Below are 13,832 nucleotides of genomic sequence, written 5' to 3'. Positions count from 1 at the left end.
CCGTTCATGACCAATGTGCAGGACTCGGCGGACGGTCCGGGCCAGGAGTTCACCCATGTGATCTGGACGGATGTCACCCGTGCCCGGGTCGCCGAGGCCAGGGCGGCCGAGGGGACGGGCGACGACACGCCCGAACTCGCCACCGTACGGGCGATGGTGGCGTGGGCGAGGAGCCGGACGCACCGGAACGTGGTGCTGGTCAACGTCGACGAGGTCTTCTCGGCCGAGGCGCCGATGGGCCTCGAAGCGGCCTACAAGATGGAGACGGCGAAGCGCCTCGGGCAGGGGTACGCCTCGGCGAGCGACATCCTGCGACTGGAGGTCCTCGGCCGGTTCGGCGGGATCTACACCGACGGCGACAACCGCCTCCGGACCGACCCCACCCCGGCGGTCCGGCGGATCGTCGAATCCGACCAGGGCTTCGCCGTCGCCAAGGTCGGCAACGCCGGCATGGCGAACGCGGTGCTGATCGCCCCGGCCGGGCACCGCGCCGTGCGGCAGCACCTGGAGGTGCTGCGCCGCAACTACCTGCGCAGCTCGCACGAGAACACCGTCCGCGGAGGCTACTTCCAGTACCTGGACCGGATGTCCGTGTCCAAGACCGACTTCCGCGAGGCGGACAAGATGGCGGGGGAGGACCCCGTCTGGGTGCAGGGCCACACGGAGGAGCGGGACAAGAACGCGGTCCTCTACCTGAGCGGGACCGGCATCAACATCTGGGCGGACCTGGCGCACGGCCTGGGGCTCAAGGGGCCCGGCAGGCTCCCGGTGGTCGAGCCGGGTGTGTTCGAGATCGGGGTCGGGAACCCCTGGGTGCCGCGCGAGCAGCCGGCCGCGGAGGCGGAGCCGGCGGAGGGCGACCAGCAGCCCGAGGTGCCCGACCGCGCGGCGACACTGCTGGCGGCCCGGAACATCATCAACACGCTGATCCGCGAACTCTCCTACCAGAACGGCAAGTTGGCGCTGAGCGAGGTGGCCGCGCGGGTCGCCCGGCACCCGCAGCCCGCGTTGCTGTGGGACACGGTGATCGGCTTCCTGGCCGGCCACCCCGAGCTGCGGACGCGGGTGCAGTGGCGCACCGTCCAGAAGTACGACGCGGGGACGAGGCCGATCGGCGCCCCGGTGCCGCTCCCGCCGTGGTCCGCCGGCCTCCTGGTGCCCGAGCCCGGGGAGGTCGAGGGGATCAAGACCGGGCGGGGTGTCGAGCGGGTGCGCATGCTGGCGCCCGAGGAGGTGCCGCCGCCCGCCGCGACGGGGGTGCTCCAGGTCCCCACCCAGGCCGTCGACGGTGTGGTCCCGGCGGTGACCGACCTGGACCGGGCCCGCGAACAGCTGGCCGCCGTGGGCGCGGGGGCGGAGGAGCAGGCCGCGATCGGCGCGCGCCTGGACGACCTGGTCGCGGCGCTGGACGAGATCGGTGCGGGTGCGGAGGCCCGGCAGGGTGTCGGCACGGCCTTGCAGATGGGTTCCTTCCAGCAGGCGTTCGCCGGGCTGGGCCAGGCGCAGCGTCTGGAGGTGCTCCGGCTGCTGGCGCAGGCGCTGCGGGACGGGCTGGAGCCCGGCGCGCAGCCGATGCTGGCGCTGCTGGTGACGGTGCTCCTCGCGGCTCAGCAGATCCGGGACGAGGTGCCGGTGGCGGCCGCGGGGGAGTCCCCGCGCGACCTCGCCAGGCGGTTGACCACGTTCGCCGACGGGATCCTCGCGGGCGCGGTCGCCTGGGCCCGTGAGTCGATGCGGGGTGTTCCGACCGCGCCGTACGCGGTGGTGGCGGTGGCGGGCTACGGCCGCACCGACCTGACGCCGGCCGCCGACCTGGACTTCGGTCTGCTCGGCGCCCAGGCGGACGCGGCCTGGCTGCGGTCGCTGACCAACCTGGCGGCCGGCTGGCTGGACCTGGCCCGCCAGTTCCTGCCGGTGAACGGGTCGGCGGCGGCGCCGTTCCAGGCCGACATCATGTGGTTCAACCCCAATCTGGCGGTCTTCGACCCGGAGGCCGTGCTGGAGCACGCGCTCGCCGCTTCGGCGGACGAGCTGACGCCCAAGCACGGTGTCATGCACGACACCCGGCTGATCGAGCTGGCGCCGCTCACCGGCGCCCTCGCCGCCTTCACGTCGCACGAGGGCCAGCGGGAGCTCTTCCGGAGGTTCGCCCAGGAGCGGAGCGGGCGCGGCGACGCCGAGGTGGAGTGGGCCGCCCTGCGGGAGTCGCTCGCCGGCCTCCCGCGTCCGGAGACTCTGGCGCAGGTGAACAGCGTCAACGTCAAGACCGGCTTGATGCGCCAACTGACAGTCGCCACACGGCACCTGTATGCGGCGTACCGGGCGGTGGCGAAGCCGGAGACGCCGTGGCGGCTCAGCACCGGCGAGCGGCTGGAGGAGCTGATCGCGGGGAAGGTGCTGTCGGGGCCGCTCGGCCGACAGCTGGTGGACGCCTATGTGCTCGGCCTGAGTCTGCGGCAGCGGTTGCACCAGGCGTACGGGGGTGAGCGGGACGAGGTCGCGACGGCCCAGGTGGCCGAGCCGCCGAACGGGCTGGAGCGCCTGCTGCCCGAGGAGCAGGAGCAGTTGGCGGCCGCGATCGGGGTGCTGCACGAGGTGCAGGGGAGCCTCGGCGCCCTGTGGTCCAAGGTTCAGTCCTCGGCGCCGTCGCGCTGGAAGACCCTGTTCGGGCGCCGTCCGATGGCGGACCAGTCCGTCGGCCTGGTGCCGGACACGGTCGAGCCGGGTGAGTTGTGGGACGCGGAGCTGGAGCTGCCGCTGGTCGGTGGCGGCAGTGTGCGGCTGGGTGATGTGCAGAGTCTGACCATCGTGGCGCCGGAGACGGGTCTGCCGCAGGGGCGGGCGTTCCATACGGAGGACGAACTCGCGCAGCGGCGTGAGGTGTTGAGGAACTTCGACCTGGGGCGGCGGTGGCTGCTGGAGGTCGACGGGCAGGGACGTGTGGTGACGGGGTACCGGAAGGTGCCGTGGGGGACGGGCGGTCGGCGTTACCTCGCCCTGCTGCACGGCAACCGGGACTTCGCGGTGCTGCCGCTGTCCGGCCCGGTCGGTACGGTGAAGGTCACTGCTACCGGGCTGGCCCGGACGCTGCGGCGCCGGCCGAGTGTCCAGCAGTTGGCGGCGGGTGACGAGATCGTGCTGGCCGCGTGTGACGCGGCGCTGCCCGCTTCGGATGGCGGGCCGTCGCTGGCGCAGGAGGTGGCGAACGCGACGGGTCGGGTGGTGTGGGCGCCGACCGGGAGGATCGCGGCGCTGTCGACCGACCTGGACGCGGACGCGGGCTTCCTGATGTATCCGGCGGCCGACGGCACGCCGGGTGCCTGGATCCGCTTCACCCCGAACGGCGTTGAGTCCGCCCAGGCCTCGGACGAGTCGGTGGGCGCTTCCGAGGCGGGCCCGGTGTCGCGTGGCACGGCCCCCCAGGTGCCGTCCCAGAGCTCGACGGGTGTCGTGATGACGGACGTCGAGGAGACCTCCGAGGGCGAGGAGGAGGACGAGCTCCCGGCCGCGAACTCCCGTACGGACAAGGGCAAGGGCAGGGCCGTCGAGGACGTCGAGGACGTCGAGGAGGAGAACTTCGAGTTCGCGGAGGACTCGGACGGCCTGGAGGACCTGGACGACCTGGAGCAGCTTGATCTGGAGGAGGCGATCGCGCGTTCGCGGCAGCCCCAGTACCCCGGGAACCAGGGCGAGGGGTCGGGGTCGACCCAGGCGCAGGTGTCGACCGTCGTCCAGCCGGAGGCGCCTTTCACGGCCCAGGAGTTGATCGACGAGCTGATCGGCCTGATGCCCGGGGTTCCGCAGGCGTCGGTGGCGCCGGTGGGTCTGCTGGGTCCGGACGTGTTCGGTGACCGGGTGGTCCCGGCCGCGCCGGAGTTCCTCCGGGGTTACGACTACGGGAAGTTGAAGTCGGAGTCCCGGGTGGCGTTCTTCCGGGCGCTGGACCTGGCGAGCGGAACGGCGCCGACGGCCGCGGGGCTCGCTCCGGCGGCCCTTGGCCTGGACCCGGAGTCCGTGGTCGAGGCCGGACGGTTCCAGACGATGCCGCGGAGTACCGGTTCGGTACGTCTGCCGAAGCGGGTGCGCATCCCCCGCCTGGTGCACTCGATCTGGCTGGGTGGTCCGTTGTCGATGGACAACGAGCACACCGGTCCGTTCATGACCAACGTGCAGGACTCGGCCGACGGTCTCGGCCAGGGATTCACCCATGTGATCTGGACGGACGTCACCCGTGCGCGGGTCGCCGAGGCCCGGGCGGCTGCGGGGACGGACCGGGACACGCCCGAACTCATCACCGTACGCGCCATGGTGGAGTGGGCGAAGGCCCGCCGGCACCAGAACGTGGTGCTGGTCAACGTCGACGAGGTCTTCTCGGCCGAGGCGCCGATGAGCCTCGAAGCGGCCTACAAGATGGAGACCGCCAAGGGTCTCGGGCAGGGGTACGCCTCAGCGAGTGACATCCTGCGGCTGGAGGTCCTGGACCGGTTCGGCGGGGTCTACACCGACGGCGACAACCGGCTCCAGGCCGACCTCGTCCAGGAGGTCCAGAGGATCGTCGACGCCGGGCCGGGCTTCGCCGTCGCCTCGGCCAGCATCGCGGACACGGCGCCGACCGGCACGACCGGTACGAGCGCCGCGACCGGCGCGACCACCGGAATCACCAGGAGCACCAGGACCACCAAGGGCGGCCTGGCGAACGCGGTGCTGATCGCCCCGGCCGGCCACCGTGGCGTGCAGCAGCACCTGGAGGTGCTGCGCCACAACTACCTGCGCAGTTCGCACGAGAACTCCGTCCGCGGGGGCTATTTCCAGTACCGGGACCGGGCGCGTATCACCGGTGACGATTTCCGGGAGGCGGACGACTGGGTCAAGAAGCTCCCGGTCGAGGTGCCGCGCCACACGGAGGACAACGAGAAGAACGCGGTCCTCTACCTGAGCGGGACCGGTGTCAACATCTGGGCGGACCTGGCCCGCGGCCTGGGGCTCAAGGGTCCCGACGCGCTCCCCCTGGTCGAGCGGGGCGTGTTCGAGATCGGGGTCGGGAACACCTGGGTGCCGCGGGAGCAGCCGGCGGCGGCCGTCCGGCTTCCCGAGGTGCCCGACCGCGAGGCCACGCTGCTGGCGGCCCGTCGCATCATCAACACGCTGATCCGCGAACTCTCCTACCAGAGCGGAAAGTTGGCGCTGAGCGAGGTGGCGGCGAGGGTCGCCCGGCACCCGCGGCCCGATCTGCTCTGGGACACGGTGATCGGCTTCCTGGCGCACCACCCCGAGCTGAGGGAACGGGTGCAGTGGCGCACCGTCCAGAAGCTTGACGGGGCGACGAAGCCGACCGGCAGTCCGGTCGTCCTCCCGCCGTGGTCCGACAGCCTGCTGGTCAGGGTGGAGGAGGCCAAGCCCAGGGCGGGCGTCGAGCGGGTGCGCATGGTGGCGCCCGAGACTGTGGCGCCGCCCGCCTCGACGGTACCCGCGGCGGGGCTGCTCCAGGTTCCCACCCAGTCCGTCGACGGCGTCGCCACAGTGGTGGAGACCGTCGTTCAGGAGCAGTCCGAGCTGGACCGTGCCCGTGAACTGCTGGTCGCCGTGGGTGCGGATGCGGGGGAGCGGGCCGCGATCGGTGCGGGCCTGGACCGGCTGGTCGCGGCCTTGGACGGGAGCGGCGCGAGCGCGGAGGACCGGCAGGGCGTCGGCACGGCCTTGCAGATGGGGCCCTTCCGGCAGGCCTTCGCCGACCTGGGGCAGACGCAGCGTCTGGGCGTGCTCCAGCTGCTGGCCCAGGCCCTGCTGGACGGTCTGCGGCCCGGGGCGCAGCCGATGGTGGCGCTGCTGGTGACGGTGCTCCTCGCGGCTCAGCAGATCCGGGACGAGGTGCCGGTGGCGGCCGCGGGGGAGTCCCCGCGTGACCTCGCCAGGCGGTTGACCGGGTTCGCCGACGGCATCATGGCGGACGCGGTCGCCTGGGCCCGTGAGTCGATGCGGGGTGAGGCCACCGCGCCGTACGCGGTGGTGGCGGTGGCCGGTTACGGCCGTACCGATCTGACGCCGGCCGCCGACCTGGACTTCGGTCTGCTCGGTTCCCAGCAGGACGCGGTGTGGCTGGAGTCGCTGACCAAGCTGGCGGCGGGCTGGCTGGACCTGGCCCGCCAGTTCCTGCCGGTGAACGGGACGGTGTCGGCGCCGTTCCAGGCCGACATCCTGTGGTTCAACCCCAACCTGGTGGTCTTCGACCCGGAGGCCGTGCTGGAGTTCGCGCTCGCCGGTCCGGGAGGTGAGCCGGGGCCCACACACGGTGTCATGCACGACACGCGGCTGATCGAGCTGGCGCAGCTGCCCGGTGCCCTCGCGGCCGTCACGTCGCGGGAGGGCCAGCGGGAGCTCTTCCGGACGTTCACGGAGGAGCGGGGCTGGCGCCTCGACCCCGAGGTGGAGTGGATCGCCCTGCGGGAGGCGTTCGACCGTCTCCGGCGTCCGGAGACGCTGGCGCAGGCGAACACCGTCGACGTCAAGGCCGACTTCATGCGGCAGTTGACGGTCGCCACGCGGCACCTCTATGCCGCTTACCGGGCGGTGGCGAAGCCGGAGACGGAGTGGCGGCTCAGCACCGGCGAGCGGCTGGAGGAGCTGATCACGGCGCGGGTGCTGCCGGCGGCGCTCGGCCAGAGGCTGGTGGACGCCTACAGGTTGGCCCTGAGTCTGCGGCAGCGGCTGCACCGGGCGTACGGGGGTGAGCAGGACAAGGTCGCGACGGTGGCGGCGGCCGGGCCGCTGAACGGGCTGGAGCGCCTGCTGCCGCAGGAGCAGGAGCAGTTGGCCGTCGCGCTCGGGGCCCTGCGTGATCTGGAGGGGAGCCTCGACGCCCTGTGGGTCAAGGTCAGGCCCCCGGCCCAGGCTCCGTCGCGCTGGAAGAACCTGTTCGGGCGCCATCCGGTGGCGGACCAGTCCGTCGGCCTGGTGCCGGACACGGTCGAGCCGGGTGAGTTGTGGGACGCGGAGCTGGAGCTGCCGCTGGTCGGTGGCGGCAGTGTGCGCCTCGGTGACGTCCAGAGCTTGACCATCGTGGCACCGGGGACGGGCCTTCCGCAGGGTCGGGCGTTCCACACGGAGGACGAACTCACGCAGCGGCGTGAGGTGTTGAGGAGTTTCGATCTGGGGCGGCGTTGGCTGCTGGAGGTCGACGGGCAGGGCCAGGAGGTCACCGGGTACCGGAAGGTGCCGTGGGGAACGGGTGGGCGGCGTTACCTCGCGTTGGTGCACGGGAACCGGGACTTCGCGGTCCTGCCGCTGTCCGGCCCGGTCGGTACGGTGAAGGTCACTGCTACCGGGCTGGCCCGGACGCTGCGGCGCCGGCCGAGTGTCCAGCAGTTGGCGGCGGGTGACGAGATCGTGCTGGCCGCGTGCGATGCGGCGCTGCCGGCCTCGGATGGCGGGCCGTCGTTGGCGCAGGAGGTGGCGAACGCTACCGGCCGGGTGGTGTGGGCGCCGACGGGGAAGATCGCGGCGCTGTCGACCGACCTGGACGCGGACGCCGGGTTCCTGATGTATCCGGCCGCCGACGGTACGCCGGGTGCCTGGATCCGCTTCACCCCGAACGGCGTTGAGTCCGCCCAGGCCTCGGGCGAGCCGGTGGGCGCTTCCGAGGCGGGCCCGGTGTCGCGTGGCACGGCTCCCCAGGTGCCGTCCCAGAGCTCGACGGGCGTCGCGACGACGGACGTTGTGGAGGAGCAGCCCCTTCTCCCCGAGAATCAGGGAGAAGGGTCGACCCAGGCGCAGGCGCAGGCGCCGGAACCACCCTTCACCGCCCAGGAGTTGATCGACGAGCTGGTCAGCCTGATGCCCGGCGGCCCGCAGGCGCCGGCGGCGCCCGCGGATCCGCTGGAGGCCATGCTGGGGCCGGACCTGTTCGGCGACCGGGTGGTCCCGCCCGCCCCGGAGTTCCTCCAGGGGTACGGCTACGACCAGTTGAAGTCGGAGTCCCGGACGGCGTTCTTCCGGGCGCTGGACCTGGCGAGCGAGGCGGCGATGCCGACGGCCGAGGGGCTCGCCCCGAAGGCCCTGGGCCAGGACCCGGAGTCCGTCATCGAGTCCGGGGCGCTCCAGACGGTGCGTCGCAGGTCGGGGTCGATGCACCTGCCGAAGCGGGTGCGCATTCCGCAGCTGGTGCACTCGATCTGGCTGGGCGGCCCGTTGTCGGCGGGCAACGCGCACACCGGCCCCTTCATGGCGAACGTGCAGGAATCGGCCGACGGTCTCGGCCGGGAGTTCACCCATGTGATCTGGACGGACGGCACCCGTGCGCGGGTCGCCGAGGCTGCGGCGGCCCTGGGGACGGACGGCGACACGCCCGAACTCGCCACCGTACGGGCGATGGTGGCGTGGGCGAGGAGCCGGACGCACCGGAACGTGGTGCTGGTCAACGTCGACGAGGTCTTCTCGGCCGAGGCGCCGATGAGCCTCGAAGCGGCCTACAAGATGGAGACCGCCAAGGGGTTGGGGCAGGGGTACGCCTCGGCGAGCGACATCCTGCGGCTGGAGGTCCTGGACCGGTTCGGCGGGGTCTACACCGACGGCGACAACCGGCTGTTGAAGAACCCCGTTCCCGAGGTCAGGAGGATCGCCGACTCCAAGCGGCACTTCGCCGTCGCCACGGCCAGTCTGGCGGATGCGCCGGGCGCCAGGAACGGCACGACCGCCAGGGGCGGCCTGGCGAACGCGGTGCTGATCGCCCCGGCCGGGAACACGGCCGTGCAGGAGCACCTCAGGGTGCTGCGAAGCAACTACCAGCGCAGTTCGCACCAGAACACTTTCCGCGGGGAGTACTTCCGGCCCCGGGGGCAGGAGGACAACACCGAGGCCAACTTCCAGCAGGCGGACGTGGTGGCGGGGCCCCCGGTCTGGGTCCAGAACCACACGGAGGAGAACGAGAAGAACGCGGTCCTCCACCTGAGCGGGACCGGTGTCAACATCTGGGCGGACCTGGCGCACGGCCTGGGGCTCAGCGGCCCCGGTGCGCTTCCCGTGGTCGAGCGGGGCGTGTTCGAGATCGGGGTCGGGAACACCTGGGTGCCGCCGAGGCCGTCGGCGGTGCCGGGCGCCCAGCTGCCCGAGGTGCCCGACCGCGCGGCGACGCTGCTGGCGGCCCGTCGCATCATCAACACGCTGATCCGTGAACTGGTGTACCAGAACGGGAAGTTGGCGCTGAGCGAGGTGGCGGCGAGGGTCGCCCGGCATCCGCGTCCCGAGCTGCTGTGGGACACGGTGATCGGGTTCCTGGCCCGGCACCCCGAGCTGCGGGACCTGGTGCGGTGGCGCACCGTCCGGAAGGTCGGCGCGGGAACCGGGCCGGCCGACCAGCCGGTGGCGCTCCCGCCGTGGTCCGCCGGTCTCCTGGTGCCCGCGTCCGAGCCGGTGGCGGGGGTCACCGCCGGGTCGGATGTCGAGCGGGTGCGCATGCTGGCGCCCGGGGAGGTGCCGCCGCCCGCCGCGACGGGGGCCGTGGCGGGGTTGCTCCAGGTACCGACTCAGTCCGTCGATGGCGTGGTCCCGGCGGTGACCGACCTGGACCGGGCCCGTGAGCAGTTGGTCGCCGCAGGCGAGGGTGAGGCGGAGCGGGCCGCGATCGGCGCGCGCCTGGACGACCTGGTCGCGGCGCTGGACGAGAGCGGTGCGGGCGCGGAGGACCGGCAGGGTGTCGGCCGGGCCCTGCAGATGGGTGTCTTCCAGCAGGCATTCGCCGGGCTGGGTCAGGCGCAGCGCCTGGACGTGCTCCGGCTGCTGGCCCAGGCGTTGCGGGACGGCCTTCAGCCCGGCGAGCAGCCGATGGTGGCGCTGCTGGTGACGGTGCTCCTCGCGGCTCAGCAGATCCGGGACGAGGTGCCGGTGGCGGCCGCGGGGGAGTCCCCGCGTGACCTCGCCAGGCGGTTGACCACGTTCGCCGACGGCATCATGGCGGACGCGGTCGGGTGGGCCCGTGAGTCGATGCGGGGTGAACCCAGCGCGCCGTACGCGGTGGTGGCGGTGGCGGGCTACGGCCGCACCGACCTGACGCCGGCCGCCGACCTGGACTTCGGTCTGCTCGGCGCCCAGGCGGACGCGGTGTGGCTGGGGTCGCTGACCAACCTGGCGGCGGGCTGGCTGGACCTGGCTCGTGCGTTCCTGCCGGTGAACGGGACGGTGCCGGCACCGTTCCAGGCCGACATCCTGTGGTTCAACCCCAACCTGGCGGTCTTCGACCCCGAGGCCGTACTGGAGTTCTCGCTCGCCGCTCCGGGCGAGGAGCCGCAGCCCAAGCACGGTGTCATGCACGACACCCGGTTGATCGAGCTGGCGCCGCTCACCGGCGCCCCCGCCGCCGTCACGTCGCGGGAGGGCCAGCGGGACCTGTTCCGGAGGTTCACGGAGGAGCGGGGCCAGCGCCTCGACCCCGAGTCGGAGTGGCTCGCCCTGCGGGACGGGTTCGCCGGTCTCGTGCGCCCGGAGACCCTGGCGCAGGTGAACAGTGTGGACGTCAAGGCCGACTTCATGCGGCAGTTGACCGTCGCCACGCGGCACCTGTATGCCGCGTACCGGGCGGTGGCGAAGCCGGAGACGCCGTGGCGGCTCGGCACCGGCGAGCGGCTGGAGGAGCTGATCGCGGCGCGGGTGCTGCCGGCGGCGCTCGGCCAGAGGCTGGTGGATGCCTATCTCCTGGCTCTGAACCTGAGGCAGCGGCTGCACCGGGCCTACGGGGGCGAACGGGACAGGGTCGCGACCGCGCAGGTGGCCGAGCCGCCGAACGGGCTGGAGCGTCTGCTACCGGAGGAGCAGGAGCAACTGGCCGCCGCGCTCGGGGCCCTGCACGAGGTGCAGGGGGGCCTGAATGACTTGTGGACCAAGGTCAAGGCCTCGGCCCCGTCACGCTGGAAGAACCTCTTCGGGCGTTCCCGTCCGGTGGACCAGTCCGTGGCGCCGGTGGTCCACAGTCCGGTGGTGCCGGGCACCGTGGAACCGGGTGAGTTGTGGGACGCGGAGCTGGAGCTGCCGCTGGTCGGTGGCGGCAGCGTGCGGTTGGGCGATGTCCAGAGCTTGACCATCGTGGCGCCGGGGACGGGTCTGCCGCAGGGTCGGGCCTTCCACGCCGATGACGAACTCGCGCAGCGGCGCGCGGTGTTGAGGAGTTTCGACCTGGGCCGGCGGTGGCTGCTGGAGGTCGACGGGCAGGGGCAGGAGGTCATCGGGTACCGGAAGGTGCCGTGGGGCACCGGTGGACGGCGTTACCTCGCGCTGCTGCACGGCAACCGGGACTTCGCGGTGCTGCCGCTGTCCGGTCCGGTCGGTACGGTGAAGGTCACGGCGACGGGTCTGGCCCGGACGTTGCGGCGCAGGCCCAGCATTCAGCAGTTGGCGGCGGGTGACGAGATCGTGCTGGCCGCGTGCGACGCGGCGCTGCCCGCTTCGGACGGCGGGTTGTCGCTGGCGCAGGAGGTTGCGGACGCGACGGGTCGGGTGGTGTGGGCGCCGACGGGGAGGATCGCGGCGCTGTCGATCGACCTGGACGCGGACGCCGGGTTCCTGATGTACCCGGCCGCCGACGGTACGCCGGGTGCCTGGATCCGCTTCACCCCGAACGGCGTTGAGTCCGCCCAGGCCTCGGACGAGTCGATGGGCGCCTCCGAGGCGGGCCCGGCGCCGCGTGCCAGCGTTCCCCTGGTGCCGTCGCAGAGTTCGACGGACGTCGCGATGACGGGCGTCGAGGAGACGGACGTCGAGGGCGAGGAGGAGGGCGAGCTCCCGGCCGCGAACTCCCGTACGGACAAGGGCAAGGGCAGGGTCGACGAGGCCGCCGAGGAGGACCTGGACGACCTGGAGCGGCTTGATCTGGAGGAGGCGATCGCGCGTTCGCGGCAGCCCCAGTACCCCGGGAACCAGGGCGAGGGGTCGGGGTCGACCCAGGCGCAGGTGTCGACCGTCGTCCAGCCGGAGGCGCCTTTCACGGCCCAGGAGTTGATCGACGAGCTGATCGGCCTGATGCCCGGGGTTCCGCAGGCGTCGGTGGCGCCGGTGGGTCTGCTGGGTCCGGACGTGTTCGGTGACCGGGTCGTCCCGGCCGCCCCGGAGTTCCTCCAGGGGTACGACTACGGGAAGTTGAAGTCCGAGTCCCGGGTGGCGTTCTTCCGGGCGCTGGACCTGGCGAGCGGAACGGCGCCGACGGCCGAGGGGCTCGCCCCGGAGGCCCTGGGCCTGGAGCAGGGTTCGGTCGTCGAGTCCGGACGGTTCCAGACGATGTCGCGGAGTACCGGTCCGGCGTTCGGGCGGAAGCGGGTGCGCATCCCCCGCCTGGTGCACTCGATCTGGCTTGGCGGCCCGTTGTCGATGGACAACGAGCACACCGGCCCGTTCATGACCAATGTGCAGGACTCGGCGGACGGCCCGGGCCGGGGGTTCATCCATGTGATCTGGACGGATGTCACCCGTGCGCGGGTCGCCGAGGCCAGGGCGGCCGCGGAGACGGACCGGGACACGCCCGAACTCGCCACCGTACGCGCCATGGTGGCGTGGGCGGGGACCCGACCGCACGGGAATGTGGTGCTGGTCAACGTCGACGAGGTCTTCTCGGCCGAGGCGCCGATGAGCCTCGAAGCGGCCTACAAGATGGAGACCGCCAAGGGCCTGGGGCAGGGGTACGCCTCGGCCAGCGACATCCTGCGACTGGAGGTCCTCCGCCGGTTCGGCGGGGTCTACACCGACGGCGACAACCGGCTCCAGGCCGACCCCGCCCCGGTGGTCGAGCGGATCGTCAACGCCCGGCGGAGCTTCGCCGTCGCGAAGGTCGGCAACGCGGGCATGGCGAACGCGGTGCTGATCGCCCCGGCCAGGCACCCGGGTGTGGAGCAGCACCTGGAGGTGCTGCGCCGTAACTACCTGCGCAGCTCGCACGAGAACACCGTCCGCGGGATGTACTTCCAGTCCCGCGACCGGGCGCGCATCACCGCCGAGGAGTTCGAGGAGGCGGAGGAGTGGGTGGGGAAGGTCCCCGCCGAGGCGCAGCGCCACACGGACGACGGGGAGAAGAACGCGGTCCTGTACCTGAGCGGGACCGGTGTCAACATCTGGGCGGACCTGGCGCACGGCCTGGGGCTCGACGGCCCTGAAGCGCTCCCGCTGGTCCCCTCGGAGATCTTCGAGATCGGCACCGGGAACACCTGGGTGCCGCGGGAGCGGCCGGTGGCGGCCGTCCAGTTGCCCGAGGTGCCCGACCGCGAGGCCACGCTGCTGGCGGCCCGTCGCATCATCAACACGCTGATCCGCGAACTCTCCTACCAGAGCGGTAAGTTGGCTCTGAGCGAGGTGGCCGCGCGGGTCGGCCGGCACCCGCGGCCCGATCTGCTCTGGGACACGGTGATCGGTTTCCTGGCCCGGCATCCCGAGCTGCGGGAGCGGGTGCAGTGGCGCACCGTCCAGAAGTACGACGGGGCGACGAAGCCGGTCGGTACTCCGGTCGTCCTCCCGCCGTGGTCCGACAGCCTGCTGGTCAGGGTGGAGGAGGCCAAGCCCAGGCCGGGCGTGGAACGGGTGCGCATGCTGCGGCCCGAGGACGTGCCGCCGCCCGCCGCGACGGTGCCCACCGCGGCACCGGCGGGGCAGCAGCAGGCGACCGAAGAGGAGGAGGCGACCGGACAGGAGGCGACCGGACAGGAGGAGACGGCCGACGGCCAGGCCGGTCAGGCACCCGGCCGGCAGTTCCACGCGCCGACCGGCGGCACCGACGGCACCGACGGCACCGACGGCACGACGGCCGGCACCACCGCGCCGACCCGCGGCACACCCCAGCAGCAGGCCGCGCCGCAGCCGCCCGC

Annotated in this window: 1 pseudogene; it reads left to right on the top strand. The window is 72.6% G+C overall.

Annotated elements, in window-relative coordinates:
* Positions 1–15: 15 nt before the first annotated feature.
* Positions 16–13,832, top strand: a pseudogene (locus AE652_RS17545) (glycosyltransferase); the annotation flags it as partial.

This window comes from Kitasatospora sp. MY 5-36 (assembly GCF_001182915.1).
Classification (GTDB): Bacteria; Actinomycetota; Actinomycetes; order Streptomycetales; family Streptomycetaceae; genus Kitasatospora.
This window is presented reverse-complemented; position numbering and strand designations above follow the sequence as displayed.